This window comes from Streptomyces sp. NPDC012835, assembly GCF_042900885.1.
GTDB lineage: Bacteria > Actinomycetota > Actinomycetes > Streptomycetales > Streptomycetaceae > Streptomyces.
Genome location: NZ_JBIBBW010000010.1, coordinates 93311 through 118529 on the forward strand (window position 1 = coordinate 93311; position 25219 = coordinate 118529).

The 25219-nt window shown below is 73.2% G+C and carries 24 protein-coding genes and 1 riboswitch; of the genes, 19 read left to right on the plus strand and 5 right to left on the minus strand.

The features are described from left to right. Nucleotides 1-25: 25 nt before the first annotated feature. The 11 genes from ACFY6S_RS30820 (at nucleotide 26) to ACFY6S_RS30870 (ending at nucleotide 10374) form a co-directional block, all read left to right on the plus strand. On the plus strand, nucleotides 26-1246 hold the full coding sequence (locus ACFY6S_RS30820) for an ROK family transcriptional regulator (protein ID WP_388825920.1): 1221 nt from the start codon (nucleotides 26-28) through the stop codon (nucleotides 1244-1246). Between the two features lie 85 nt (nucleotides 1247-1331). Next, nucleotides 1332-1462: riboswitch (FMN riboswitch) on the plus strand. 185 nt (nucleotides 1463-1647) lie between these two features. After that, nucleotides 1648-2736 (plus strand): bifunctional diaminohydroxyphosphoribosylaminopyrimidine deaminase/5-amino-6-(5-phosphoribosylamino)uracil reductase RibD, encoded by a 1089-nt coding sequence (gene ribD, locus ACFY6S_RS30825; RefSeq protein WP_388826796.1) that lies wholly within the window; start codon nucleotides 1648-1650, stop codon nucleotides 2734-2736. Continuing rightward, nucleotides 2737-3357, plus strand: coding sequence for a riboflavin synthase (locus ACFY6S_RS30830; protein WP_388825917.1), 621 nt, complete (start codon nucleotides 2737-2739; stop codon nucleotides 3355-3357). Between the two features lie 65 nt (nucleotides 3358-3422). Next, nucleotides 3423-4004 (plus strand): nicotinamide riboside transporter PnuC, encoded by a 582-nt coding sequence (locus ACFY6S_RS30835; RefSeq protein ID WP_388826793.1) that lies wholly within the window; start codon nucleotides 3423-3425, stop codon nucleotides 4002-4004. Beyond that, on the plus strand, nucleotides 4001-5299 hold the full coding sequence (locus ACFY6S_RS30840) for a bifunctional 3,4-dihydroxy-2-butanone-4-phosphate synthase/GTP cyclohydrolase II (protein ID WP_388825914.1): 1299 nt from the start codon (nucleotides 4001-4003) through the stop codon (nucleotides 5297-5299). Before ACFY6S_RS30835 ends, ACFY6S_RS30840 begins: the two co-directional genes overlap by 4 nt. A 63-nt stretch (nucleotides 5300-5362) precedes the next feature. After that, the gene (ribH, locus tag ACFY6S_RS30845; RefSeq protein WP_388825911.1) at nucleotides 5363-5875 is read left to right on the plus strand and encodes a 6,7-dimethyl-8-ribityllumazine synthase; all 513 of its coding nucleotides are present in this window, start codon (nucleotides 5363-5365) and stop codon (nucleotides 5873-5875) included. An 8-nt stretch (nucleotides 5876-5883) separates the two neighbouring features. After that, nucleotides 5884-6156 (plus strand): phosphoribosyl-ATP diphosphatase, encoded by a 273-nt coding sequence (locus ACFY6S_RS30850; protein WP_329070370.1) that lies wholly within the window; start codon nucleotides 5884-5886, stop codon nucleotides 6154-6156. A gap of 82 nt (nucleotides 6157-6238) precedes the next feature. Further along, nucleotides 6239-7087: an ATP phosphoribosyltransferase gene (hisG, locus tag ACFY6S_RS30855; protein ID WP_388826790.1), complete on the plus strand. Its 849-nt coding sequence runs from the start codon at nucleotides 6239-6241 to the stop codon at nucleotides 7085-7087. A 35-nt stretch (nucleotides 7088-7122) separates the two neighbouring features. Continuing rightward, entirely contained in the window at nucleotides 7123-7611 is a 489-nt protein-coding gene (locus ACFY6S_RS30860) for a PH domain-containing protein (RefSeq protein ID WP_388825907.1), read from the plus strand. A 199-nt stretch (nucleotides 7612-7810) separates the two neighbouring features. Then, the gene (locus ACFY6S_RS30865) at nucleotides 7811-9277 is read left to right on the plus strand and encodes a hemolysin family protein (RefSeq protein ID WP_388825904.1); all 1467 of its coding nucleotides are present in this window, start codon (nucleotides 7811-7813) and stop codon (nucleotides 9275-9277) included. Then, nucleotides 9274-10374, plus strand: coding sequence for a hemolysin family protein (locus ACFY6S_RS30870; protein WP_388825901.1), 1101 nt, complete (start codon nucleotides 9274-9276; stop codon nucleotides 10372-10374). The genes ACFY6S_RS30865 and ACFY6S_RS30870 overlap by 4 nt, the downstream gene beginning before the upstream one ends. Before the next feature lie 11 nt (nucleotides 10375-10385). On the opposite strand, the gene ACFY6S_RS30875 is transcribed toward ACFY6S_RS30870, so the two are convergent. From ACFY6S_RS30875 to ACFY6S_RS30885, 3 genes are all read right to left on the minus strand, one after another. After that, complete coding sequence (locus ACFY6S_RS30875; RefSeq protein WP_388825896.1) at nucleotides 10386-12287, minus strand: AAA family ATPase; 1902 nt, start codon at nucleotides 12285-12287, stop codon at nucleotides 10386-10388. A gap of 372 nt (nucleotides 12288-12659) precedes the next feature. Then, nucleotides 12660-13289, minus strand: a complete 630-nt coding sequence (locus tag ACFY6S_RS30880; protein WP_388825893.1) for a hypothetical protein — start codon at nucleotides 13287-13289, stop codon at nucleotides 12660-12662. 356 nt (nucleotides 13290-13645) lie between these two features. Then, on the minus strand, nucleotides 13646-14287 hold the full coding sequence (locus tag ACFY6S_RS30885; RefSeq protein WP_388825890.1) for a nucleotidyltransferase domain-containing protein: 642 nt from the start codon (nucleotides 14285-14287) through the stop codon (nucleotides 13646-13648). A 367-nt stretch (nucleotides 14288-14654) separates the two neighbouring features. Here ACFY6S_RS30885 and ACFY6S_RS30890 point away from each other — a divergent pair, with 367 nt between their 5' ends. From ACFY6S_RS30890 to ACFY6S_RS30900, 3 genes are all read left to right on the plus strand, one after another. Continuing rightward, complete coding sequence (locus ACFY6S_RS30890; RefSeq protein WP_388825887.1) at nucleotides 14655-16016, plus strand: peptidase C39 family protein; 1362 nt, start codon at nucleotides 14655-14657, stop codon at nucleotides 16014-16016. A gap of 248 nt (nucleotides 16017-16264) precedes the next feature. Continuing rightward, nucleotides 16265-16441 (plus strand): SCO1431 family membrane protein, encoded by a 177-nt coding sequence (locus ACFY6S_RS30895; protein ID WP_388825884.1) that lies wholly within the window; start codon nucleotides 16265-16267, stop codon nucleotides 16439-16441. Between the two features lie 99 nt (nucleotides 16442-16540). Continuing rightward, complete coding sequence (locus tag ACFY6S_RS30900; RefSeq protein WP_388825881.1) at nucleotides 16541-17239, plus strand: TetR/AcrR family transcriptional regulator; 699 nt, start codon at nucleotides 16541-16543, stop codon at nucleotides 17237-17239. A 107-nt stretch (nucleotides 17240-17346) separates the two neighbouring features. Here the strand turns inward: ACFY6S_RS30900 and ACFY6S_RS30905 are convergent, their stop codons facing one another. Next, nucleotides 17347-18609 (minus strand): glycoside hydrolase family 18 protein, encoded by a 1263-nt coding sequence (locus tag ACFY6S_RS30905; RefSeq protein ID WP_388825878.1) that lies wholly within the window; start codon nucleotides 18607-18609, stop codon nucleotides 17347-17349. Nucleotides 18610-18964: 355 nt separating this feature from the next. On the opposite strand from ACFY6S_RS30905, the gene ACFY6S_RS30910 reads away from it, so the two are divergent. Then, entirely contained in the window at nucleotides 18965-20137 is a 1173-nt protein-coding gene (locus ACFY6S_RS30910) for an acyl-CoA dehydrogenase family protein (RefSeq protein WP_388825875.1), read from the plus strand. A 48-nt stretch (nucleotides 20138-20185) separates the two neighbouring features. Here the strand turns inward: ACFY6S_RS30910 and ACFY6S_RS30915 are convergent, their stop codons facing one another. Next, nucleotides 20186-20587 (minus strand): hypothetical protein, encoded by a 402-nt coding sequence (locus ACFY6S_RS30915; protein ID WP_388825872.1) that lies wholly within the window; start codon nucleotides 20585-20587, stop codon nucleotides 20186-20188. 204 nt (nucleotides 20588-20791) lie between these two features. Here ACFY6S_RS30915 and ACFY6S_RS30920 point away from each other — a divergent pair, with 204 nt between their 5' ends. The 4 genes from ACFY6S_RS30920 to fxsA all read left to right on the plus strand — a co-directional run bounded on the left by ACFY6S_RS30920 (nucleotide 20792) and on the right by fxsA (nucleotide 25053). Continuing rightward, nucleotides 20792-21232: an Lrp/AsnC family transcriptional regulator gene (locus ACFY6S_RS30920; protein WP_388825869.1), complete on the plus strand. Its 441-nt coding sequence runs from the start codon at nucleotides 20792-20794 to the stop codon at nucleotides 21230-21232. Nucleotides 21233-21372: 140 nt separating this feature from the next. After that, nucleotides 21373-23022 (plus strand): amidohydrolase, encoded by a 1650-nt coding sequence (locus ACFY6S_RS30925; protein ID WP_388825866.1) that lies wholly within the window; start codon nucleotides 21373-21375, stop codon nucleotides 23020-23022. A 599-nt stretch (nucleotides 23023-23621) separates the two neighbouring features. Then, nucleotides 23622-24404, plus strand: coding sequence for a polyprenol monophosphomannose synthase (locus tag ACFY6S_RS30930; RefSeq protein WP_388825863.1), 783 nt, complete (start codon nucleotides 23622-23624; stop codon nucleotides 24402-24404). Between the two features lie 46 nt (nucleotides 24405-24450). Beyond that, complete coding sequence (gene fxsA, locus ACFY6S_RS30935; protein ID WP_388825860.1) at nucleotides 24451-25053, plus strand: FxsA family membrane protein; 603 nt, start codon at nucleotides 24451-24453, stop codon at nucleotides 25051-25053. Nucleotides 25054-25219 lie beyond the last annotated feature (166 nt).

The following is a 25219-nucleotide window of genomic DNA, read 5'->3' on the forward strand; positions in this document are numbered from 1 at the left end:
CTGTCTCATCTGGAAGGATCCCGGCATGGCCGCATCCCCGAGTACCGCCCGGGCCATCAACGACCGGCTGGCCCTCGGACTGCTCCAGCGGGAAGGCCCCCTGACGGCGGGACAGCTCAAGACCATGACCGGGCTCTCCCGGCCCACCGTCGCCGATCTGGTGGAGCGGCTCCAGGACTCCGGTCTGGTCAGGGTGGTCGGGGAGGCCGGCGACCGGCGCCGGGGTCCCAACGCCCGGCTGTACGGGATCGCCGCGGACCGCGCCCATCTCGCGGCCCTCGACGTCAGGACCGGCAGCGTCTCCGTGGTCGTCGCCGATCTGCTCGGGGAGACCCTCGCCGAGGCCACCGCGCCCATCGGCGGTGAGACCGCCACGGAAGCCGCCGTGGAACAGGCCGCCGCCCTGCTGGAACGCACGGCGCGCCAGGCCGGCGCCGTGCCCCTGCACAGCGTCGGCATCGGCGCCCCCGGGCTGGTCGACCCGGTCTCCGGGGAACTCCGCGAGACCACCGGGCTGCCCGCCTGGCACCGAAGGCTCGTCGCCGCGCTCCAGGAACGGCTGCCCGCCACCGTCCTGGTGGAGAACGAGACCAACCTCGCCGCCCTGGCCGAACAGCGACTCGGCGCGGCCAGGGGCCACGACACCTTCGTGCTGCTCTGGCTCGGCCACGGCGTCGGCGCCGCCGTGGTCCTCGACGGCAGGCTCCGCAAGGGTGCCTCGGGCGGCGCGGGCGAGATCGGCTTCCTGCCCGTGCCCGGCACCAGCCGGCTGCCCTCGGCGGCCGGCTGCGAGGGCGGCTTCCACTCCCTGGCGGGGTCGGCCGCCGTCGCCCAACTCGCGGCCGAATACGGCGTCTCGGCGGCGGCCGGCCCCCAGGAACCGCCCGCCGCCGCCCTGGTGCGCGCGGCGGTCGCGCGGGCGCAGGCGGGGGCCGGGTCCGGGTCCGGGTCCGGGTCCGGGTCCGAACGGCAGGACGCCGGGGCGTTCCTCGACGCGCTCGCCGACCGGCTGGCCATCGGCGCCGCGGCGGTCGGCGCGGTCCTCGACCCCGGCCGGATCGTGCTCGCCGGTGAGACCGGCCACGCGGGCGGCGACACGCTGGCCGCCCGCGTCGAGGACCGGCTCGCCCTCATGTCCCCGCTCCGTACGGAGGTCAGGGCCGGGACCCTCGGCGGCACCGCCGTGCTGCGCGGGGCGCTGCTGACGGCCCGGGAGGCGGCGCAGGACGAGCTGTTCACTCCATGAGACGCCCGCCTGCCTGTGAGTCACGCCACAGGGCTCACCCGGATGGCCGACGATCAGCCGTGGCACACTGGTCGGGTAACAGAAGCAGCGCACTCCGGGGTCGGTGCAATTCCGAACCGGCGGTTATAGTCCGCGACCCGTCCGCAGCCAGCGGCCGGTTGACCAGGTGAGATTCCTGGACCGACGGTGAAAGTCCGGATGGGAGGCAGTGCGCGGCGGGCCCTCACGGGCGCGTCGGTGTCCGACGACCGGTCCTTCGGAGGACCGGGTGTCCGGCCGTGGCGCCACCCATGTGCGTTCCCGCTTCATCTGTCGTCATCGACAGGCCCCGGAGTCCGTGCCCGAAGAGGCAGGAGGACCCGGTGGCCACGGAAGCCGAAGCCGTCACCGACGCGGACGCCATGCGGCGGGCCGTCGTACTGGCCGCGCGTGGACTCGGCTCCACCAGCCCCAACCCGGTCGTCGGATGCGTGATCCTCGACGCCGCGGGCCGGCTCGTCGGAGAGGGATACCACCGGCGTGCGGGCGGCCCGCACGCCGAGGTGCACGCCCTGCGCGCGGCCGGCGCACGGGCCCGGGGCGCCACCGCGTACGTCACCCTCGAACCCTGCGCCCACACCGGCAGGACCGGGCCCTGCGCCCGCGCGCTCGTCGACGCGGGCGTCGCCCGTGTCGTGTACGCGGTCGCCGACCCCACCCCGCAGGCCAGGGGCGGCGCCGAGACTCTGCGGGCCGCCGGCGTCACCGTCGAGCGGGGTCTGCTCGCCGACGAGGCGGCCGACGGCAACATCGCCTGGCTCACCTCCGTACGGCTCGGCCGCCCCCATGTCACCTGGAAGTACGCGGCCACCCTCGACGGCCGCAGCGCCGCCGCCGACTCCACCAGCCGCTGGATCACCTCCGCCGAGGCCCGCGCCGACGTCCACCGGCTGCGCGCCGAGGCCGACGCCGTCGTGGTCGGCTCCGGCACCGCCCGCTCCGACGACCCGCACCTCGCGGCCCGCGTCGCCGGGCCGGCCGAGGACCTCGTCCAGCCGCTGCGGGTCGTCGTGGACACCGAGGCCACCGCCGTGCGCCCCGGCGCCCGGGTGCTGGACGACGCCGCGCCCACCCTGGTCGCCGTCGCCGAGGACGCCGACGCGGGCGCGCTGCCCGACGTCGTACGGCTGCCGCGCTCCGACCGGGGCCTGGACATCCCCGCCCTGCTGGCCGCCCTGCACAAACGCGGGGTGCGCTCCGTACTCCTGGAGGGCGGCCCGGCGCTGGCCGGTTCCTTCGTCGCCGCCGGAGCGGTCGACAAGGTCGTCGGCTATCTCGCACCCGCCCTGCTCGGCGCCGGGCCGGCCGCCCTGGCCGACGCCGGAATCAGCACCATCACCGAGGCGTTGCGCCTGCGGCTGACCGAGGCCGTACGGATCGGACCCGACCTGCGGATCACCGCGGTCCCGGTCGCTCCCACCGCCGTTCCCACCGTCCCGAAGGAGCGTTGAGTGTTCACCGGAATCATCGAAGAGCTGGGTGAGGTCGTCGCCGTCGAGAACCTCGGCGACGCCTCCCGCTTCCGGCTGCGCGGCCCCGTCGTCACCGAGGGCGCCGGGCACGGGGACTCCATCGCCGTCAACGGCGTCTGTCTCACGGTCGTGGACCACGGGGACGGCGAGTTCACCGCCGATGTGATGGCCGAGACGCTGAACCGCTCCAGTCTCGGCGCGCTGCGGACCGGCTCCCGGGTCAACCTGGAGCGGCCCATGGCCGTCGGCGGCCGGCTCGGCGGACACATCGTCCAGGGCCATGTGGACGGCACCGGCACCGTCGTCGAGCGCACCCCCTCCGAGCACTGGGAGATCGTCAAGGTCTCGCTGCCCGCCGCCCTGAGCCGCTACGTCGTGGAGAAGGGCTCGATCACCGTGGACGGCGTCAGCCTCACCGTGGTCGACGCCGGAGCCGACCACTTCACCATCAGCCTCATCCCCACCACCCTCGCGCTGACCACCCTCGGCATCAAGGGACCGGGCGACCCGGTCAACCTCGAAGTCGACGTCATCGCGAAATACGTCGAACGGCTGCTGGCCCCCGGCCGGCCGGCCCCGGCCGAGGAGTCCGAACGGTGAACACCCTCTCCTGGCTGAACGGCGAGGCGTTCGCCGCCTTCGGCCAGCACATCCTCTGGTCCGACATGGTCGGCAACACCATCGGGCTGGCCGCCCTCGCGCTCGGCTGGCGCCGCTCGATCTGGACCTGGCCCGCCCAGTTCCTGTCCGGCGTCATCCTGGTCGGCGCCTACGCCTCCGCCGGACTCAGCGGCGGGATCGGCAAACAGCTCCTGGTCATCGGCGTGGCCCTGTGGGGCTGGCGCGCGTGGCAGCGCGGCAGGCGGCAGGCGCAGGACGGCTCGATCGCCGTCCGGTTCGCCTCCTGGCGCGAGCGCGGTCTGCTCCTCGCCGGGACCGCCGTGGGCACCCTCGCCGTCGGCGGCCTGTTCGTCGCCGTACCCGAACTCTCCTGGAACCCCTGGCCCGACGCGTACATCTTCGTCGGCACCCTCGCCGCGATGGTCGCCCAGGCCCGCGGACTCGTCGAATTCTGGTTCGCCTGGCTGCTCGTCGACATCGTCGGCGTACCGCTCGCCTTCAGCAGCGGCCTGGCCTTCTCCGGCCTCGTGTACGTGATCTACCTCGCCCTGGTCCTGTGGGGCATGCGCGACTGGTGGCAGCGCTCCCGCGCCGGCGCCCCGTCCCTGGAAGGAGCAGCAGCATGACCTCCAGCCCCCGGCCCCTCACGTGGTACTCCACCGACAACGCCGAGGACCTCGCCCTCGACCCGGTGGAGCAGGCCGTCCGCGACATCGCCGCAGGCCGCCCCGTCGTCGTCGTGGACGACGAGGACCGCGAGAACGAGGGCGACCTCGTCATCGCCGCCGAGAAGGCCACCCCCGAGATCATCGCCTTCATGATGAGCGAGTGCCGCGGCCTGATCTGCGCCCCCATGGAAGGCCCCGAGCTGGACCGGCTCGAACTCCCGCAGATGGTCGGCCACAACACCGAGTCGATGCGCACGGCCTTCACCGTCTCCGTCGACGCCTCGGCCGACCACGGCGTCACCACCGGGATCTCCGCCGCCGACCGCGCCACCACCCTGCGGCTGCTCGCGGCGGGCGACGCGGAGCCCGCCGACTTCGTCAGGCCGGGCCATGTCTTCCCGCTGCGCGCCAAGACCGGCGGGGTCCTCGTCCGCAACGGCCACACCGAGGCCGCCGTCGATCTGGCGCGGCTGGCCGGGCTGCGGCCGGCCGGCACGATCGTGGAGATCGCCGGCGAGGACGGGGTGATGCTGCGGCTGCCCGAGCTGATCCCGTTCGCCCGCAAGCACGGCCTGACGATCATCTCCATCGAGGACCTGATCGCCTACCGCCGCACCTCCGAACCCTCCGTGCGCCGCGAGGCCGAGGTCAGCCTCCCCACGGCGTACGGCGAGTTCACCGCGTACGGCTACCGCTCCACGACCGACGGCGTCGAGCACGTCGCCCTGGTGCACGGGGAGATCGGCGACGGCGAGGACCTGCTCGTACGGGTCCACTCCGAGTGCCTGACCGGGGACATCTTCAGCTCGCAGCGCTGCGACTGCGGTCCCCAGCTCCAGGCGTCCATGGAGCGCGTCACCGCCGAGGGCCGGGGCGTCGTCGTCTATCTGCGCGGCCACGAGGGCCGGGGCATCGGCCTGCTGTCCAAGCTGCGGGCGTACGAACTCCAGGAGCGCGGCCGGGACACCCTCGACGCCAATCTGGAACTCGGCCTGCCCGCCGACGCCCGCGACTACGCGGCGGGCGCGCGGATCCTCGACGACCTCGGGGTACGCAGCCTCCGGCTGATGACCAACAACCCGGAGAAGACCACCGCCCTCGTCCGGCACGGGCTGCGGGTCCTGGGCCGCGAGCCGATGCCCGTCCAGGCGGGGGAGCACAACCTCCGCTATCTGCGCACCAAGCGCGACCGGATGGGCCACGACCTGCCCTGGCTCGACCCGGCCGCCGCGTCGACCTGCGGCAATCAGTAGCACCCGACCAGACCGACCCCGTACGCCGGCCATCCGGCGTCCGTCCGGCATCCGAGGAGAGACATGAGCGGCAAAGGCGCACCCGAGCTGAGCGTGAAGAACTGCGGTGACCTGCGGGTCGCCGTGATCGCGGCGCAGTGGCACGAGAAGATCATGGACGGTCTGGTGGACGGCGCCCTGCGCGCCCTGCGCGACCTCGGCATCGACGAGCCGACCCTGCTGCGGGTGCCCGGCAGCTTCGAACTCCCCGTCGTCGCCAAGGTCCTCGCCGGCCGGGGATACGACGCGGTCGTGGCCCTCGGCGTCGTCATCCGGGGCGGCACCCCGCACTTCGAGTACGTGTGCCAGGGCGTCACCCAGGGCCTCACCCAGGTCTCCGTCGACACCGGAGTGCCCATCGGCTTCGGCGTGCTGACCTGCGACACCGAGGAACAGGCCCTGGACCGGGCGGGCCTCGACGGCTCGCACGAGGACAAGGGCCACGAGGCGGTCACCGCCGCCGTGGCCACCGCCACCACGCTGCGCACCATCGCGGAACCCTGGCGCCAGCAGGCCGCTGCGGGCCGCGTAAAGTAGGCCCCACCATGCCGAAGAAGACGTTCGAGGAGCTGTTCAGCGAGCTCCAGCAGAAGGCCGCCCACGGCGACCCCGCCACCTCCCGTACCGCCGAACTGGTCGGAAAAGGTGTGCATGCCATCGGCAAGAAGGTCGTGGAAGAAGCGGCCGAGGTCTGGATGGCCGCCGAGCACGAAGGCAAGGAAGCCGCCGCCGAGGAGATCTCCCAGCTCCTCTACCACGTCCAGGTGATGATGGTCGCGCGCGGAATCTCCCTTGACGACGTGTACGCCCATCTCTGAGCCTTGACCCGTGCCCGGCCCGCACCGGGCGGGCACCCGCTCCGCTCACTCCGCCACCCACCGTACGAAGGAAGCCGACCTCATGCTGCGCATCGCCATCCCCAACAAGGGTTCACTCTCGGGACCGGCGTCGGCGATGCTCCATGAGGCCGGCTACCAGCAGCGCAAGGAGAGCAAGGAACTCGTCCTGGTCGACCCGGAGAACGGAGTGGAGTTCTTCTACCTCCGCCCCCGGGACATCGCCATCTACGTGAGCTCCGGAAAGCTCGACATCGGCATCACCGGCCGCGACCTGCTGCTGGACTCCGAGGCCGAGGCGGAGGAGATCCTGCCGCTCGGCTTCGCCCGCTCCACCTTCCGCTACGCCACCCGCCCCGGCACCGCCACCGGCGTCGCCGACTTCGGCGGCATGACCGTCGCCACCTCCTACGAGGGCATCGTCGCCCGGCACCTCGCGGACCACGGCGTCGACGCCTCCGTCGTCCACCTGGACGGCGCGGTCGAGACCGCCATCGAACTGGGCGTCGCCCAGATCATCGCCGACGTGGTGGAGACCGGCACCTCGCTGCGCAACGCCGGCCTGGAGGTGATCGGCGAGCCGATCATGACCTCCGAGGCCGTCGTCATCCGCCGCACCGGCGCCGACCCCGACGAGCCCAAGGTCCGGCAGTTCCTGCGCAGGCTCCAGGGCGTACTCGTCGCCCGCTCGTACGTGATGATGGACTACGACTGCCGCGCCGAGCACCTGGAGCGCGCCGTCGCCCTCACCCCGGGGCTGGAGTCACCGACCATCTCCCCGCTGCACAACGAGGGCTGGGTGGCCGTCCGCGCGATGGTCCCCGCCAAGGAAGCGCAGCGGATCATGGACGGCCTCTACGACCTGGGCGCCCGCGCGATCCTCACCACGGCCATTCACGCCTGCCGTCTCTGAGCCCCGCGACCCTCCACCGGGAAGAGCGAGAACCCATGGCAGCCCCCGCGCCCCAGCCGGCCCCGTCCGCCCTGCCGGTCACCTTCCGGCCGACCCGCACCAGAGCCGTCCTGCTGACGGCGGGCGCCGCGATGTTCGTGGCGATCTCGGCCGTCGGACTGCTGCTCGACGACCTGCACCCGGGGGAGCGGCTGAGCTTCATCCTCACGGCCCTGCTCTTCTCCGGCGTGCTGGTGCTGCTCAGCCGCCCCAAGGTCGTCGCCGACGAGACCGGGGTGACTGTCGTCAATATCACGCGGACGCACCGCCTGGAGTGGGCCGAGATCCTGCGGGTCAATCTGCGGTCCGGCGACGCCTGGGTCTTCCTCGACCTCAGCGACGGCTCCAGCCTGCCCGTACTGGGCATTCAGCCCGGAGTGGCCAGGGCCCACGCCCTGCGCGACGCCCGCGCGCTGCGCGCCCTCGGCGAATCCCGCGCCGCCGCCGGCGCGGCCGGACCGGACCCGGCGCCGGCCGGCGACTGAGCCACTTGCCCCACACACCACTGCCCTCACCCGCCCGCTCTTGATTACTCTGGTGGTGGAGGCGCCGAGTGCGCCCCGCCCCGCACTCGACGGCCGCGACCGGCCCGCGGGGCATCCTGCGACCCGAGGAGTGACTCCCTCCAGCAATGGACGGATCGTCCGGTAGTACCTGCGCCGCCCCCTTCGAAGAGGCGGCGGCATGACCATCCCCCTTCTGCTGCTCGCCGCAGCATTCCTTCTCATCCTCGCCAACGGCTTCTTCGTGGCCGCCGAATTCGGCCTCATCACGGTGGACCGCCCCGACGCCGAGCGAGCCGCCGCGGCCGGCGACCGGCGCGCCCGTACCGTCGTCGAGGCCCTGCGGGAACTCTCCTTCCAGCTCTCCGGCACCCAGCTGGGCATCACCATCACCTCCCTCGTCGTCGGCATGCTCGCCGAGCCCGCCCTCGCGCGGCTCCTCGACGGGCCGATCGCCGCGACCGGGCTGCCCTCCGGGGCCGTCTCCGGGATCGCGGTGGTGATCGGCATGCTGCTGGCCTCCGCCGTCCAGATGGTGATCGGCGAACTCGTCCCCAAGAACTGGGCGGTCTCCCGACCGCTCCAGGTCGCCCGCTTCGTGGCGGGACCGCAGCACCGCTTCTCCGCTGTCTTCCGGCCGGTGATCTCGCTGCTCAACACCGTCGCCAACCGGCTCGTCCGGATGCTCGGTGTGGAGCCGACCGACGAACTCGCCTCGGCCCGTACGCCCGGCGAACTCGTCTCCCTCGCCCGCCACTCCGCGCGGGCGGGCACCCTCGAACAGGACACCGCCGACCTGTTCGTACGGACGCTCTCGCTCGGCCGGCTCACCGCGCAGCACGTGATGACGCCCCGCGTGAAGGTGAGCGCCCTCCAGTCCGACGCCACGGCGGCGGACGTCCTCAACCTCACCCGGGCCACCGGTCTGTCGCGCTTCCCCGTCTACCGGGAACGCATCGACGAGATCGTCGGCATGGTCCACCTCAAGGACGCCCTCGCGGTGCCTGTCCCCGAGCGGACGCGCACCCCCGCCGGGCGGATCGCCGTCCCGGCGCTGCTGGTGCCCGAGACGCTGCCCGTGCAGCAGCTGCTGGGGCGGCTGCGCAGCGAGCAGCCGATAGCCATCGTGGTCGACGAGTACGGCGGCACGGCCGGTGTCGTCACCCTGGAGGACATCATCGAGGAACTGGTCGGAGAGGTCCGCGACGAGCACGACGCCGAGCCGGACGGCCGTCCCGATCTGGCGCCCGCCGCGCCCGAGGACGGCAGGCCGGCCTGGGAGGCCGACGGCAGCTGCCGGGTCCTGACCCTGCGCCGGATCGGACTCGACGTCCCCGAGGGGCCCTACGAGACCCTGGCCGGGCTGGTCGCCGATCTCCTCGGCCGTATCCCGGCCCCGGGCGACCGCGCCGAGCTGCCCGGCTGGCGGCTCTCGGTGCGCCGGGTGGACCGCTACCGGGCCGAACGCGTCCGGCTCGTACGGACCGCCGGCGCCCCGGCGGGCCCGCTGCCCGAGCGGCCCGCCGCCGTACCGGCCGACCTGCCCGCCGACGGGTCCTGCGACCCGGCGGACGGCCCGTACGAGCCGGTGGCCGCGCACCAGCCGGTGCCCGTGCGCGCCGGAGCGATGGCGGAGGGCGGCCGATGAGCGCCCTGCAACTCGTCTTCGCCCTGCTGCTGGTCCTGGCCAACGGCTTCTTCGTCGGGGCCGAGTTCGCGCTCGTCTCCGTACGGCGCAGCCAGATCGAGCCGCACGCCGCACGCGGTTCCGCCCGCGCCCGGCAGGCGCTGTACGGGCTGGAGAACCTGCCGCGGATGATGGCGGCGGCCCAGTTCGGCATCACCGTCTGCTCCCTGACCCTGGGCGCCGTCGCGGAACCCACCGTGGCGCATCTGCTGGAGCCCGTGTTCGAGGCGGCGCGACTGCCCGAGGGCCTGATCCATCCCCTGGGCTATGTCATAGCCCTGGCCCTGGTGGTCTTCCTGCACCTGGTCATCGGCGAGATGGTCCCCAAGAACCTCGCCATGGCCGCGCCGGAGAAGACCGCGCTCTGGCTCAGCCCCGGTCTGGTCGGCTTCGCCCGGCTCTGCCGGCCGGTGACCGCCGGCCTCGGCGCCTGCGCCCGGCTGGTGCTGCGCGCCTTCCGCGTCGAGCCGAAGGACGAGGTCGAGGCCGTCTTCACCAGCGAACAGCTCAACCGGCTCGTCGAGGACTCCGGCCAGGCCGGACTGCTCGAACCGGAGGCGCAGGAGCGCCTGGAGGACGCGCTGGAGCTGGGCAGCCGCCCGGTCACCGACGTACTCCTCACCCGCGCCTCCCTGGTCACGGTGACCCCCGCCGTCACCCCGCGCGAGATCGAGGAGCTGACCGTGCGGACCGGCTTCTCCCGTTTCCCGGTCTGCGCGGAGGGCAGCGGCGCCTTCATGGGCTTCCTGCACGTCAAGGACGTCCTCGACCTGGAGGCCGTCGAACGGGCCGTGCCGCAGCACGTGTGGCGGCCGATGGCGACCCTGCGGGCGGAACTGCCGCTGGACGACGCGCTCGCCGTGATGCGCCGCGCCGCCACCCATCTCGCCCAGGTCGCGGACGCGTCCGGGCGGGTGCTGGGGCTCGTCGCGCTGGAGGACGTGCTGGAGAAGCTCGTGGGAGAGGTACGGGACCCCTCCCACCGGCAGGACGTCCAGCACGCGACCCTCGTGGGCGAGCAGCGCACCGACCGGGCGGACCAGGTCCTGGCCCGCTGAGCGTCAGGCCGTCATTCCTGGGGGCCGCGGTCGACCGGACCGCGGCCCGACAGGACCTCTCCGTACGCCTGCATCAGGTCCGGCAGCCGCAGCGTGGCCAGATCCTCGCGGGTGGGCGTGGAGCCGTAGCCGGAGAGCCGCAGATCGCGGTAGGCGCAGCTTTTCTCGTACAGGGTGCGTACGAAGCGGCCGTTGCCCAGTTCGTCGATCCAGCCCTGGTCGACCACATGCCCGCTGATCGAGCGCAGCTCGTCCGTGGACTCCTCGTCCCAGACGTCCCCGTTCTCCGCCGCCAGCACCCCGCCGATCGCGGTCAGTTCGAGCGGCCGGTAGCTGGGGAAGTCCACCCGGCTGGTGAAACGGGAGGAGAGCCCCGGATTGGTGGCCAGCAGCCGGTCCATGCCCTCGGGGTAGCCCGCGAGTATCACCACCAGATGGTCACGGTTGTCCTCGGCCCGCTTGAGCAGCACCTGAAGGGCCTCGTCGCCGTAGGCGTCGCCCTTGCTGTAGCCGGAGTTGGAGAGGCTGTACGCCTCGTCCACGAACAGCACCCCGCCGATCGCCGAGTCGATCAGCTCGTTGGCCTTCACAGCGGTCTGACCGAGGAACTCGCCCACCAGATCGGCCCGTTGGGCCTCGACCAGATGGTCGCCGCCGAGCAGCCCGAGGGCGTAGAAGATCCGGCCGAGGATGCGCGCGACGGTCGTCTTGCCCGTGCCCGAGGGGCCCGAGAAGACGAAGTGACGTTTGGGCGGCTGCACGGGCAGCCCCTCACCGGCCCGCAGCCGGGCCATGTTCAGCTGCGCGGAGATCGCCTTGACCTGCCGCTTCACCGGATCGAGGCCGACCATCCGCTCCAGCTCGGCGAGCGCCCGGGCGAGCAGCGCCGGATCGGTCGGCCCCTGGGGGAAGCGAGGCGGCGCCGGCGGCGCGGCCTTCTCGCGGACGGGGGCCGGTACGGGTACGGCGGCGGCCGGGCCCCCGCCGGCCCCCGGCGGCGACTCCCGGCCGAGCGGCACGTCGGAACCGGGCGGCCCGTCCGGCTCGCCCGGCGCCGTCGGCTGGGCCTCGGCGCCGTCGGCGGTGTCCTGGCCCAGTCCGGCGAGCGCCACGGAGGCGAGCCCCATCGGGTCGTCGGGCCCCTCGTACCCGTCGAGGTCGGTGATCGCGGCGAGCCGGGCCGCGGTGTCCATGAACGCCGGGTCGAGCCGGTGCACGGCCCGGTACAGCGGCAGGGCCGCCGCGCTGCGGCCGGTGCCCTCGTGGGCCCGCGCCAGCCAGTAACGCAGCTCCTTGCGCTGCGGCTGCTCGCTGCGGCAGCGCATCAGGGAGGTGGCGAGGACCGGCTCGGCCTGTCCGTACATCTCCAGCCGGACCCGGGCCATGCCGCCGAACAGCCCGGCCTCGATGCCGAGCAGCGGATCGTGGACCAGCGGTTCGGTGTGGCGGACCAACTGCTCCCAGTCCTTGACCAGATAGGCGCGGCAGGCATGCAGAAAACGCACCTGGGCGTCCGCGTCCACCGGTGGCAGACCGGCCAACGCCCGGTCCAGCTCGGGGACATGACGGCCGTCCAGCCAGTGGGAGGCGTGGGCGAGCAGCAGATCACGGCCGCTCTCCAGCACGGGCTGGACCCACCAGCCCAGCCAGTACCAGGAGTTCAGGGTGCGGCGGTGGCGGGAGCGCTGTTCGCCGAAGCGTTCGCGGTGGCGGTACATGTGCAGCAGGGCGGCGGTGGTGTCGACCCGCAGCGCGTGCAGCCCGAGCCAGCCGTCGGCCATACCGGGGTCGAGCCGGACGGCGCTCCTGAACTCCTCCTCCGCCTGCGGGTACGCCCCCATGGTGTACGCGTCCACGCCGCGCGCCCAGGCGAGGTCGGCCGGGGCTCCCGTTCCCTGCGTGCCGATATCCATCAGGTCCCCCACAAACCGTGCCCCCATGATGTCCCGCAGGGCGGGCGCCCATCGGCGGCGTGCCGAACCACTGTGTCGCGGACGGGAATTGACCGCACTCAGAGGCATCGTACCTGCGCAGAGGGTATGCGATTAAGGGTGCCGCCAGGGAGGAAGGGTCGTGACCCAACGTGATCGCGGCGCCGGTGACGGTGCGGGACGACCGGCGGGAAAAGCGACGATACGGGCAGAACGAAGCCCCCGGTCACGGGGGAACAACCGGGGGCTTCGCGTCTGCGGCGGCTCCGAAAAGCCGCACATTAAGAACGTAAGACCTGTCCGGCCCCCCGGTCAAGCCGAGTTGGGCACTCCATGGTGCCGGATCGCCGACTTTCAGCGGGACGGCCCGAGCTGATCACCCTGGGTGAGGGACCGGTCCGGTCCCGGGGACGCTCCGGGCCCCCGGGCCACCTCGTACCCCGACCGCGTCTCCCGTACCAGCGCGTCGGCGAACGGGCGGGACGGATCCACCTCAAAGTGGCGTGTCTCCGCCACCGTCCAGCCGTCCCAGAAGCCGGACTGGGCGGGGCCGTCGCGGCGACGGCCCCGTCGCCAGGATTCCTCGGCGCCCCGGTCCATCCAGAACAGCCGGGCCAGATACGGCCGTAGCGCCCGGCGCCCGGCCCCGACGCCCTCCACGACGACGACCGGCGCCGGCGGCAGGGTGCGGGGCGCGTCGAACCGGCGGGCCGTCCAGTCGTACGCCCGGAAGTGCGCGGTCGCGCCCCGGGAGAGCGGCTCGACGACCTGCTCGGTCAGCCGTTCCGTCCAGGCGAAGAGGTGACGATGGCTGGCCAGATCGTCCAGCCGCAGCACGGGCGCGCCGTCCAGCGCCGCCGCCAGCCGGTCGGCGAAGGTGCTCTTGCCGGAGCCCGCGTGGCCGTCGACCGCGACCAGCCGGACGGGGCCGCAGGAGGGTGGCGCGGCGCGCAGGGCCGCGGCCGACGTGGTCAGATCGTCCATACGGCCCAGCCTACGAGTCCGCGCGGCGCCGCCCGCACCGTCCCCGCGCGCCGCAGGCGATGCCGCACGGAGCGGTCTCCGGCGGACAGGCGAGCACAGGATCGCGGCCTCCGCGGTCGCCGTCGCGGTCGCGGCTCTCATGATCCGGCTCCGCACACGATCGACCGGACGGGCTCCGGCGCCGCGCCGGGGCAGCGCTTGCCGGAGGGGCGTCAGCTCCTACGTCGCGGACGCCGAGTCCGCCGTACCACCGCTTCCGGTCCGACGCACCCACCGCGGCCACTCGGGAAACCGCTCCTCCCGCGCCCACGGCGACGTCGCCGTCCGCGCCCCCGAGCGACCGGATGTTCGGGGGGCTACAGGTCCGCGAGCCAGCGATGCCCCGGGTGCACGCGGGCGAGCAGCCGGGCCAGGGCCTCGCGCTGAGCCGGGGCCAGGTGCGGGACGGTCGCGTCGAAGTCGGTTTGGTCCTTTCGGCGGACGTGTTTGGCCTTGAACAGCAGGACCAGTTCGGGCGCCAGATACGGGATGCCGTCCTGGGTGTGGTGGATGACCTCGCTGTAGGGAAGCCGGATCCCCTCATCACGGCGGCAGACCCAGGTGTCGCCGTCGTGCGGTTCACGGAACACGTCGAGCAGGTAGTTGCCGGTGGCCGGATCGCGGAGCCATGTCTGATGCACGGCGGCCAGTACCTCCGGTGTGGCGTCCTCCCAGATCCGGCCGCTGCCCGCCGCGTCGAAGACATATCCGGGGAAGCGGGGGCGGACCTTGGGAAAGCTCGCGGCCGGAATCGCGATCTCGATGTCCCCATGAGCCCGCGTCTGCCTGCCGCGGAACAGATCCAGCGCCCAGCCCGCCGCCACGTACCAGGGCGTGCCGATCCCGGCCAACCGCCGCGCGACCTCACTCGGGGACCAGCAGGAAGACCATCTGGCGTGGAGGGCTTCGATCTCGTCGGGTGACAACTCGGTGCCGCCGCTGGGCAGTAGCTCGCTCATCGCGGGAATCTATCAGTGGCCGCGAAGTCCCTGGCCGTGGTCGGTGAAGGAGACCGGCGGGACCTGACGGGACGTGGATCCGTACGCCGCCGGCGCTCACAGAAGGCCGGGGCCGGTTGGCGTCGGTTGCACGCGCGAGCCCACCGGCACCGGGGCGGCCCCACCGGCGCGACCGCAGGTCGTGCCACTGGCGCAGACCAATATTTCCTCGTCCGACGCGGGGCGAATCGCTGGCAGAAGCGCGCCGTGAGCCGCGATAGTGGACGACTCCGACCTCGACCCGGCCCGTCCGGCCGGACTCCGCCCGCTCCTCGCCTTCCGCCTCACCTCCCTCCTCCCCTTCTCCGCCTCTCGACCGGAGGTTCCCATGCCCCGTCCCCCCTCGCGCAGAACCGTTCTCGCCGCCGCGCTCGCGGTCGCCGCCGGCACCGGGGCGAGCGCCGCCGTCTCCGCCGCCGCGGCGGCCCCGGGCGCCCCCGACGCCCCGGCGGAGCCGCTCGTGGACAACGCCTTCTGGACCTCGTACGCCGACTGGCGCGCCGGTACGGGGCACGGCACCCGGGCCGTCCCCGGCGCCCGCCCCTCGCTGGTGATCGACGACCCGGCCGGCCGCCGCGACTACCAGGATCCGCACACCGGGAAGACCACCACCTGGGAGTACGCGAGCTGGACCTCGCCCGAGCACCGTTCCGAGGTCCCCGCCACCGAGGTGATCGCCTCCTGGAACGCCGGGACCCCGGCCGGCACCTGGCTCCAGATCGAACTGCGCGGCCGCTACTCCGACGGCACCGACACCCCCTGGTACGTGATGGGCCGCTGGACCTCCGGGGACGGCGACGACGACATCAGGCGCACCTCCGTGGACGGCCAGGGCGACGGGCGCAGCAGCGTCTGGACCGACACGCTCGCGGTGAACGACGCGGCGGGCGGGGACCGGCTCGTCTCGTACCGGCTGCGGCTCACGCTGCACCGCAGGCCGGGCACCCGGCTCACGCCCGTGGTGCACCGCGTCGGCGCGATGGCCTCCGACATCCCCGACCGGTTCACGGTCCCGGCCTCCACGCCGGGGCTCGTCCGTGAGCTGCCCGTACCGCGCTACTCGCAGAACATCCACGCCGGCCAGTACCCGGAGTACGACAACGGCGGCGAGGCGTGGTGCAGCCCCACCTCCTCGCAGATGATCATCGAGTACTGGGGGCGCGGGCCCACCGCGGAGGAACTCGCCTGGGTGAACCCGGCCTTCGCCGATCCGCAGGTCTGTCACGCGGCCCGGTTCACCTTCGACTACCAGTACGAGGGCTGCGGCAACTGGCCGTTCAACGCCGCGTACGCCGCGACCTATCGGGAGATGTCCTCCGCCGTCACCAGGCTCGGCTCGCTCGCCGAGGCGGAGACCCTCGTCCGCGCGGGCATCCCCCTGATCACCTCGCAGTCCTTCCTCAAGGAGGAGCTGACCGGGGCCGGATACGGGACCGCGGGCCATCTGATGACCCTGATCGGCTTCACCGCCGACGGCGACGTGATCGCCAACGACCCGGCCTCCCCGGACGACGCCGCCGTGCGCCGGGTCTACCGGCGCGCCGAGTGGGAGACGATCTGGCTCCGCACCAAGCGGTACAACGCGGCGGGCAAGGTCTCCTCGGGCACCGGCGGCGTCTGCTACGTCTACTGGCCCGCCGAGCCGTCCGCCGCCCAGCGCCGGGCCCTGCGGGCGGTGGGGCTGATCTGATCCCGGCACCGGGAGGGCGTGCGGGTACGGGGGTGGCGCGCGGTGGGGCGCCACGGTGTGGTGTACGGCACATTTCGTGGCCGTACACCCCCGTACGCCCCCGAATTCACGCGCCGGGACCCGCCGGGCGCCCGGGTGCGTGACGCGGGTCTCTTCCCGGCGGCCGGATTGTCCGGCACTGTGGTGGGGCCGCCGAGGGGACGGTGGCCGGGGGGACATCCACCGCCGTACGAACGAACGAGATGTCCATGACTGCCACCGCCACCGCCGCCCGCACGACCCTCACCGGCGCGCTCGACCGCCTCCGCGACCGGGCCCGCACCGGAGGCCCCGAGGACGACGGACCCGAGCTGGTCGAGCAGCTGCTCGGCTGGGCCCTGGTGGTGCTGCTCGCCGTCCTCGTCAGTCACACGGGTCTGCTGTAGCCGCTTGGGCGACCCGGAAGAGGCGGCCGTCGTGTCTCTGCGATACTGCGGGAATTCTCGGGTGGATTCTGTGGCAGACGGAGACCAGGACGCGCATTGATGAGCAGTCAACAGCGGGGCGCCTCCTTACGATCGCAGCTGCGGCGCTCCGAACTCATCGCGACCGGACGGAAGTTGTTCGCCCACACCTCGTACGACGCGCTGTCGATGGACGACATCGCCCGGCACGCCGGGGTCGCCAAGGGGCTGATCTACTACTACTTCAAGAACAAGCGCGGCTACTACCTCGCCATCGTCGAGGATTCCGTCGCGGAACTCGTCTCGCTCGCCGCCGGCGGAGGCGAACTCCCGCGCACCGAGCGGGTGCGGCGGACGGTCGAGGCGTATCTGCGCTTCGCCCAGGAGAACGAGGCCGCGTACCGCACCATCATCACGGGCGGGGTCGGCTTCGACACCCAGGTGCAGGAGATCAGGGACGCCGTACGCACCGGGCTGGTCGCGACGGTCGCCCAGGGCGCCTACGGCCGTCACGACATCCCGCCGATCGCCCGGCTCGCGCTGCTCGGCTGGCTCAGCAGCGTGGAGTGGCTGACGCTCGAATGGCTGGAGTACCGGGACGACCTCCGGCGCGAGGTGCCCCGGGATCTGCTGGTGCGGATGCTGCGGCACACGCTGAACACGATCGAGGAGTTCGCCCCCGAGTGCCCGGCGCCGCCGCCCGACCCCCAGTGGCGCCCGTTCACCGGCCGGACGGTCCCGGGCGGCGCGGGCGACGAGAGCGGCGAGAGCGGCGCGTAGGCGGTGCTCCGGGGCCCGGGCGGGCCGGGGCCACCGCCGCCGGGTGACACGGCCGCCGGGGGAGGGGGCCGCTCGGGCTCCCCGCCCCCGGCGAGTTCCGGACGGCCCTATTCGATGGCCTTGATCAGCTCACCGTCGCCGGTGTCCCCGCTCAGCTCCCAGAAGAAGGTCCCGCCAAGGCCCTGCTGGTCCTTGTACGCCATTTTCCCGGCGATGGTCGCGGGGGTGTCGTAGCTCCACCACTGGTCGCCGCAGAAGGCGTACGCGGTGCCCGCGACCGTACCGTTCGCCGGGCAGGACGTCTTGAGCACCTTGTAGTCCTCGATGCCCGCCTCGTACGTCCCGGGGGCCGCGCCGGTGGCGGTGCCGCCGGGCTCGGCGCGGGTGACGCCGCTCCAGCCCCGGCCGTAGAAGCCGATGCCGAGCAGCAGCTTCTCGGCGGGGACGCCCAGGCCCTTGAGCTTGCTGATCGCCGCGTCCGAGGTGAAGCCCTCGGTCGGGATGCCCTCGTAGGAGGTGAGCGGCGAATGCGGGGCGGTGGGGCCCTGCGCGGCGAAGGCGCCGAAGAAGTCGTACGTCATCGGGTTGTACCAGTCGAGGTACTGCGCGGCGCCCGCGTAGTCGGCGGCGTCGATCTTCCCGCCGTCCGAACCGTCCGCGGTGATGGCCGCCGTCACCAGATCCGTGCCGAACGCGCCGCGCAGCGCCGCCGCGACGTTCCTGAAGGCGTCCGGCCCGCTGGAGTCGCAGGTCAGCCCGCAGGCGTTGGGGTACTCCCAGTCGATGTCGATGCCGTCGAACACATCGGCCCAGCGCGGGTCCTCGACCAGATCGTGGCAGGACTTCGCGAAGCCGGCCGGGTCCTTGGCCGCCTCGGTGAAGCCGCCGGACCACGTCCAGCCGCCGAAGGACCAGATGACCTTGAGCCCCGGGTGACGTTCCTTCAGCTTGCGCAGCTGGTTGAAGCTGCCGCGCAGCTCCTGGTCCCAGGTGTCGGCCACGCCGTCCACGCTCTGGTCGGCGGTGTACGCCTTCTCGTAGTCGGCGTACGAGTCACCGATCGCGCACTTGCCGCCGGTGACGTTGCCGAAGGCGTAGTTGATGTGCGTGAGCTTGTCGGCGGAGCCGGAGGTCTCGATGTTCTTGACATGGTAATTCCGGTCGTAGACACCCCAGTTGGTGAAGTATCCGACGACCTTGTCGCCGGCGGCGGCCGGTTCGGCCACGGTGGTGGTGGCCGCCGCGGGCTGGGCGGTCGCCGTGTCGCGCGCCGAGGCACCGGCCGCTCCGGAGAGCAGGGTCACGCCGAGCGCGGCCGTACAGGCGGCGGCCGTCAGTGCCCGGAGGCGGGCACGGGGAAGGGTGGGCATGGAGTCTCCTCGTGGGGGAGAAGAGCGAGTGGGGGGGGAGGTGGTGCTGTGTGAGTGGACGTTAGAAGGACTAGACCACTGGGGTCAATGGTCAGGACCGGGTTCCCTGAACGCCCGAGCGGCGCGGGCGGCCGGGCGAGCCCGCGCGCGGGGCCCATGACCAGTGACGTAACAGCCCCGGTCGGGCATACTCAACGCGCCACGGCAGATGATCAGTCGCTCCGCGATCCGGTAGGGCGGCATCGGCCGGGCAGAATCACCCTCCGGGGGCCAACCCCGGACCTCAAGTCGGCGGCGCCCGCCACACCCTGCGCGGGCGACCGCCGTAGCGCCCGACAGGGAGGAGAGCGCCGCCATGTCCGACCGCGCCCCGCGACCGGTGGAACGTCAGCTGCCCACCGAGGAGTCCAAGGACCTCATCGCCCTCGTACGCGACATCAGCAGGCGGGAGATCGCCTCCGGGGCGGCCGAGGAGGAGGACGCCGGCCGGTTCCCGCGCGGACTCTTCGGCACACTCTCCTCGTCGGGCCTGCTCGGCCTCCCGTACGACTCCGCCGACGGCGGCGGTGACCAGCCCTACGAGGTCTACCTCCAGGTCCTGGAGGAGCTGGCCGCCGCCCGGCTCACCGTCGGCCTCGGCGTGAGCGTGCACACCCTCGCCTGCCACGCGCTGGCGGGGTACGGCGGCAAGGAACAGCGCGCCGCTCATCTCCCCGCCATGCTGGGCGGCGGACTGCTCGGCGCGTACTGCCTCTCGGAGCCCGCGGCGGGCTCCGACGCCGCCGCGCTCAGTACCAAGGCCGTACGCGACGGGGACGACTGGATCATCACCGGCACCAAGGCGTGGATCACCCACGGGGGCATCGCGGACTTCTACACCGTGCTGGCCAGGACCGGCGGCCCGGGGGCGCGGGGCATCACCGCCTTCCTCGTACCGGGCGACGCGCCCGGTCTCACCGCGGCGGCGCCCGAGAAGAAGATGGGCATGAAGGGCTCGCCCACCGCCCAACTCCACTTCGACGGCGTACGGGTGGCCGACGACCGGCGCCTCGGCGACGAGGGGCAGGGCTTCGCGATCGCGCTGTCCGCACTGGACTCGGGACGCCTCGGCATCGCCGCCTGCGCCGTCGGCCTCGCCCAGGCCGCCCTGGACGAAGCCGTCCAATACGCCGGTGGGCGCAGCCAGTTCGGCCGGCCCGTCGCCGACTTCCAAGGACTGCGCTTCCTGCTCGCCGACATGGCCACCCGCATCGAGGCGGGGCGCTCGCTCTATCTCGCGGCCGCCCGCCTGCGCGACGCGGGACGGCCCTTCTCCGCGCAGGCGGCCATGGCCAAACTGTTCTGCACCGACACGGCGATGGCGGTCACCGTCGACGCCGTACAGATCCTCGGCGGGTACGGCTACACCGCCGACTTCCCCGCCGAGCGCTATATGCGCGAGGCGAAGATGCTGCAGATCGTCGAGGGCACCAACCAGATCCAGCGCCTGGTGATCGCACGGCATCTGGCCGGTCCGGAGACCCGCTGACCGCCGGGCCGGTGCTCGCCGGCCCCGCGGGTCCACCCGGAAGGGCTCTCAGGCCGCGGCCCGTCGCGCCGCCGGCTTGAACGGCCGCGATCCCGGCCCTCCCACGTGGGAGAAGGGCTGGGTCCGCCAGTCCAGTCCCTGGGGGAGCGTCAGCAGCAGCGCGGTGTCCTGCTCCTGGACGTCCGACGACTCGTCGGCCGGGCGGGCGGCGGAGGCCGCGCTGCCCGTACCGGCGCACACCGACAGCACGAACGGATTCCACGGCGACGGGCACAGCGCGTGCTCCGGAAGCACGTCCTCGTCCGCCAGCAGCGCGATGGGCTGCGCGCAGTCCGGGCAGACGACCCGGTACATCTCGAACGTGTCGTACGCGTCGAGCTCGTCGTCATCGGAGTCGGCGAACTCGACCGGCTCCGGCTCGGTGCGTCCGGCGCGCTTCAGGCTCTGCATGGAGACATTCCCCCTCGGGTGGGCCGACCAGGCATGTGTGGTCTCGACCACAGCAAGCAATTCCCGTCGCGCGCGCCGGGTAACCGTATGGTCTCGACGGACCGGCCCATGACCCTGTGGTCTTCGTCACACGGCGGTCGCGGGCGCCCCGCGCACGCCCCGCCGACTGTGCCGGAGGCCACCTGGGGCAATAGGTTGAGCGGCATGGAGGAGCTGGATCGTCAGATCGTGGAGTTGCTCGTCAAGGACGGCCGGACGAGCTACACCGACCTGGGCAAGGCCACCGGCCTGTCCACCTCGGCCGTGCACCAACGGGTGCGCAGGCTGGAGCAGCGCGGTGTCATCCGGGGGTACGCGGCGGTCGTCGACCCGGAGGCCGTGGGGCTGCCGCTGACCGCCTTCATCTCGGTGAAACCCTTCGACCCCAGCGCGCCCGACGACATCGCGGAGCGGCTCGCCGTGATCCCCGAGATCGAGGCGTGCCACAGCGTGGCCGGCGACGAGAACTACATCCTCAAAGTGCGGGTCGCGACCCCGCTGGAGCTGGAGCACCTGCTGACCCGTATCCGCTCCCTGGCCGGCGTCTCCACCCGTACGACGGTCGTCCTCTCCACCCCCTACGAATCCCGGCCGCCCTCCTTCTGAACCCGGCCGCCCTCCTTCTGAAGGGGAACGGGACTCCGAGGGGAGCGGGACCTCCGTCCGGAGGGGCGGTACCGGCGGGAGCGGGGGCTTCCCCCGACCCCGCGCCGCGCCCCTGACCGGCACCCGCGAGACTGGTCACCATGAACCGTCGCACCGCCTCCCAGAGCGCACCCGACCGCACCGTCCTGCTGCGCCGGGGAGAAGTCCACAGCCCCGCCGATCCGTTCGCCACCGCCATGGTCGTCGAGCGCGGCCATGTCGCCTGGGTGGGTTCGGAGGGCGCCGCCGACTCCTTCGTCTCCGGGGTGGACGAGGTCGTGGACCTGGACGGCGCGCTGGTCACCCCCGCCTTCACCGACGCGCACACGCATCTGACGGCCACCGGCCTGGCGCTGACCGGGCTGGACCTGTCCGGCGCCGGGAACCTGCCGGAGGCGCTCGCGCTCGTACGGGCGTACCGCGAGGCGCGTCCGGCCGCCGACGGCGAGGTGCTGCTCGGCCACGGCTGGGACAGCGACAGCTGGCCCGAGCGGCGGCCCCCGTCCCGCGCCGAACTGGACGAGGCCGCGGGGGGCCGGCCGCTCTATCTGCCCCGCGTCGACGTGCACTCGGCCGTGGTGACCACGGCCCTGCTCGACCTGGTGCCCGGTGTGACCTCGCTGCCCGGCTACCACCCGCGGGACCCGCTGACCGACGCCGCGCACCACGCCGTGCGCGAGGCGGCCCACGGCGCCCTCGGCGCCCGGCAGCGCGCCGAGGCGCAGCGGGCCGCCCGGCGGCGGGCCGCCTCGCTCGGCATCGGCACGCTGCACGAGTGCGCGGGCCCCGACATCTCCAGCGAGGAGGACTTCACGGCGCTGCTCGCCCTGGCCGCCGAGGAGCCGGGGCCGCGCGTCCACGGCTACTGGGCCGAGCTGATCAGCGACGGGGAGGGCGCCCGGCGCGTGCGTGAACTGGGCGCGTGGGGCGCCGCCGGTGATCTCTTCGCCGACGGCTCGCTGGGCTCGCACACGGCCGCGCTGCGCGATCCGTACGCCGACGCCGCGCACACCGGCTCCGCCCGGCTCGACGCGGCCGCGATCGCCGCCCATGTCGCCGCCTGCACCGAGGCCGGTATCCAGGCCGGGTTCCACGCCATCGGGGACGCCGCCGTCGACGCGGTGGTCGAGGGGGTGCGCGCGGCGGCCGAGCGCCTGGGCATCGCCCGCGTGCGGGCCGCCCGGCACCGCGTCGAGCACGCCGAGATGCTCACCCCCGAGACCATCGCCGGCTTCGCCGAACTGGGGCTCACCGCCTCCGTCCAGCCCGCCTTCGACGCGGCCTGGGGCGGCCCGGACGGCATGTACGTGAGCCGGCTCGGCGCCGAGCGCGCCGCGACGCTCAATCCGTACGCCGCCCTGCTGCGCGCGGGTGTCCCCCTCGCCTTCGGTTCCGACAGTCCGGTCACCCCGCTGGACCCGTGGGGCACCGTCAGGGCGGCGGCGTTCCACCGCACGCCCGAGCACCGGATCTCGGTACGGGCCGCTTTCACCGCCCACACCCGGGGCGGCTGGCGTGCCGTCGGCCGCGACGACGCCGGAACGCTGGTGCCGGGCGCCCCCGCCGACTACGCGGTCTGGCGGACGGAGGAACTGGTGGTCCAGGCGCCGGACGACCGCGTGGCCCGCTGGTCCACCGATCCGCGCTCGGGCACCCCCGGCCTGCCCGATCTCACCCCGGGCCGGGCGCTGCCCGTGTGTCTGCGTACGGTCGTCTCCGGACAAACGGTATTTGTGCGACCGAACGAGTGACGTACGGACATTTCGTACCGCCGGTCGGTGGTCACCGCGTTCCGTCGCGACCTGCGGATCTCCCGCACTGACCTGGTGGTTCGGTGAAACGCCGCAGTTCACACGGGTATTGACAGTAAGCCGCCACCGGCGGGTAGGTTCGGCCGGGTCCACCACGGACGTCCGTCCGGTCACCTCCACGCGGTCGTCGAACGCCGCTGGGCCACGGGGCGGTGTGCCGCACCGGCGCACCACCACTGGGAGCCAGGTCCAGCGCCCGCGTCTCGTCGGCGAGGGAAGGATTCAGCCGGTCGGCAGGTGCGACCCGGGTGGGGCCCCGGCGTTCAGTAGACAACGGCTTTCGGTCGACCCGCAGCCAGCGGGTGCCAGGTCGGCCCGAAGGACGCCGGGTCCCGATCCGCAGCCCCGGTGCCCGCCCCGGCCCCGGCTTCCGGCCCGTGCGATATCCGGTTGCGCCCGTCATCGCCCGACATGCCCCCCTGGCCGTCCTCCTCCGCTCCCCGACACCCGGTCCCCGAGGTGGTCCCGCCGCCCGGCGTGCTCGCTAAGCTGGTGATCTGCGTACGGCTCTGCGTACGGCGATCCACATAGGGGCAGCAGTGAACGACGGTGACCAGAGGCGGTACGGCCCGCTCGGTACGGCCTTGGTGATCATCCCGACCTACAACGAGGCCGAGAACATCGCGTCGATCGTCGCCCGGGTGCGCGCGGCGGTGCCCGCAGCCGACATCCTCGTCGCCGACGACAACAGCCCCGACGGCACCGGCAAGATCGCCGACGAGCTGGCCGCCGCCGACGACCAGGTCAAGGTCCTGCACCGCAAGGGCAAGGAAGGGCTGGGCGCCGCCTATCTGGCGGGCTTCCGCTGGGGCATCGAGCGCGACTACGGCGTACTCGTGGAGATGGACGCCGACGGTTCGCACCAGCCCGAGGAGCTGCCCCGGCTGCTGACCGCGCTCAAGGGCGCCGATCTCGTCCTCGGCTCGCGCTGGGTGCCCGGCGGCCGGGTCGTCAACTGGCCCGCCACCCGCAAGATGATCTCGCGCGGCGGCAGCTCCTACTCCCGGGCCCTGCTCGGTGTCCCGATCCGCGATGTCACCGGTGGCTACCGCGCCTTCCGCAGGGAGACCCTGGAGGCGCTCGGCCTCGACGCCGTCTCCTCCCAGGGCTACTGCTTCCAGGTCGACCTGGCCCGGCGCGCGGTCGAGGCGGGCTGTCATGTGGTCGAGGTGCCCATCACCTTCGTCGAGCGCGAGCTGGGCGACTCCAAGATGAGCAAGGACATCCTGGTCGAGGCGCTCTGGCGGGTCACCGCGTGGGGCGTCGAGTCCCGGGCGAACCGGCTCCTCGGCCGGAAGCCCCCGCCCTCGTCCCGGTCTTGATCACCCGCTTACGCCGTCCGGACCGGCGCCCAGGCACACTGGGAGTATGACGACCGCGCAGCCGCAAAGCCCCCGTCCGAAGCGCTCCCGCGCCCGCACCCTGATCCCCCTGTCCATCGCCGCCTGGCTGGTGCTGGAGATCTGGCTGCTGACCGTGGTGGCCGACACGATCGGCGGCTTCGGTCTCCTGCTGCTGATCGCGGGCTCGATCGTGCTCGGCGCCGTGGTGATCAAGAGCGCCGGCCGGCGCGCCTTCCGGAACCTGACGGAGACCATCCAGCGCCAGCAGCGTCAGCAGCAGCCGGGCGCCGCCCCCGAGGTCGAGGGGGCCAGCGGGACCACCGGCAACGGCTTCCTGATGCTCGGCGGGCTGCTGATCATGGTGCCGGGGATGATCACCGACGTACTCGGCCTGCTGCTGCTCATCCCGTTCGTACGGATGGCGCTCGGCCGCTACGCGGAGCGGTCGCTGGAGCGCCGGGTGCGCGCGGCCTCGGTGCCGGGCGGTCTCGGGGACGCCTTCCAGCAGGCCAGGATGCACCGGCCCGACGGCAAGGTGGTCCAGGGCGAGGTCATCAAGCACGACGAGCGGCCGGAGGGCCGGGAGCGTCCCGAGGACCAGGGCCCGCGCCCGCCGCTGACTCCCTGACGCCGCCGCCGCGCAGCACAGAGCCGCGGGGGGGCCCCCCCCCGCGGGGGGGGGGGGGCCGGGGGGGGGGGGGGGGGGTTGGGGGGGGGGGGGGGGGGGGTGGGGGGGGGGGGGGGGGGGGGGGGGGGCCGGGGGGGGCGGCCCGGGTGTATTGCGCCGCGGGGCG

Bases quoted from the DNA above. Each gene is read 5' to 3' on its own strand.
- ACFY6S_RS30875 (WP_388825896.1), bottom strand. From the start codon at position 12,287: ATGGATATCGGCACGCAGGGAACGGGAGCCCCGGCCGACCTCGCCTGG.
- ACFY6S_RS30915 (WP_388825872.1), bottom strand. From the start codon at position 20,587: ATGCAGAGCCTGAAGCGCGCCGGACGCACCGAGCCGGAGCCGGTCGAG.
- fxsA (WP_388825860.1), top strand. From the start codon at position 24,451: ATGACGACCGCGCAGCCGCAAAGCCCCCGTCCGAAGCGCTCCCGCGCC.
- ACFY6S_RS30910 (WP_388825875.1), top strand. From the start codon at position 18,965: ATGTCCGACCGCGCCCCGCGACCGGTGGAACGTCAGCTGCCCACCGAG.
- ACFY6S_RS30860 (WP_388825907.1), top strand. From the start codon at position 7,123: ATGGCAGCCCCCGCGCCCCAGCCGGCCCCGTCCGCCCTGCCGGTCACC.
- ACFY6S_RS30925 (WP_388825866.1), top strand. From the start codon at position 21,373: ATGAACCGTCGCACCGCCTCCCAGAGCGCACCCGACCGCACCGTCCTG.
- ACFY6S_RS30885 (WP_388825890.1), bottom strand. From the start codon at position 14,287: ATGAGCGAGCTACTGCCCAGCGGCGGCACCGAGTTGTCACCCGACGAG.
- ribH (WP_388825911.1), top strand. From the start codon at position 5,363: ATGAGCGGCAAAGGCGCACCCGAGCTGAGCGTGAAGAACTGCGGTGAC.
- ACFY6S_RS30920 (WP_388825869.1), top strand. From the start codon at position 20,792: ATGGAGGAGCTGGATCGTCAGATCGTGGAGTTGCTCGTCAAGGACGGC.
- ACFY6S_RS30905 (WP_388825878.1), bottom strand. From the start codon at position 18,609: ATGCCCACCCTTCCCCGTGCCCGCCTCCGGGCACTGACGGCCGCCGCC.
- hisG (WP_388826790.1), top strand. From the start codon at position 6,239: ATGCTGCGCATCGCCATCCCCAACAAGGGTTCACTCTCGGGACCGGCG.
- ACFY6S_RS30895 (WP_388825884.1), top strand. From the start codon at position 16,265: ATGACTGCCACCGCCACCGCCGCCCGCACGACCCTCACCGGCGCGCTC.
- ACFY6S_RS30820 (WP_388825920.1), top strand. From the start codon at position 26: ATGGCCGCATCCCCGAGTACCGCCCGGGCCATCAACGACCGGCTGGCC.
- ACFY6S_RS30865 (WP_388825904.1), top strand. From the start codon at position 7,811: ATGACCATCCCCCTTCTGCTGCTCGCCGCAGCATTCCTTCTCATCCTC.
- ACFY6S_RS30870 (WP_388825901.1), top strand. From the start codon at position 9,274: ATGAGCGCCCTGCAACTCGTCTTCGCCCTGCTGCTGGTCCTGGCCAAC.
- ACFY6S_RS30835 (WP_388826793.1), top strand. From the start codon at position 3,423: ATGGTCGGCAACACCATCGGGCTGGCCGCCCTCGCGCTCGGCTGGCGC.
- ACFY6S_RS30880 (WP_388825893.1), bottom strand. From the start codon at position 13,289: ATGGACGATCTGACCACGTCGGCCGCGGCCCTGCGCGCCGCGCCACCC.
- ACFY6S_RS30890 (WP_388825887.1), top strand. From the start codon at position 14,655: ATGCCCCGTCCCCCCTCGCGCAGAACCGTTCTCGCCGCCGCGCTCGCG.
- ribD (WP_388826796.1), top strand. From the start codon at position 1,648: ATGCGGCGGGCCGTCGTACTGGCCGCGCGTGGACTCGGCTCCACCAGC.
- ACFY6S_RS30850 (WP_329070370.1), top strand. From the start codon at position 5,884: ATGCCGAAGAAGACGTTCGAGGAGCTGTTCAGCGAGCTCCAGCAGAAG.
- ACFY6S_RS30900 (WP_388825881.1), top strand. From the start codon at position 16,541: ATGAGCAGTCAACAGCGGGGCGCCTCCTTACGATCGCAGCTGCGGCGC.
- ACFY6S_RS30840 (WP_388825914.1), top strand. From the start codon at position 4,001: ATGACCTCCAGCCCCCGGCCCCTCACGTGGTACTCCACCGACAACGCC.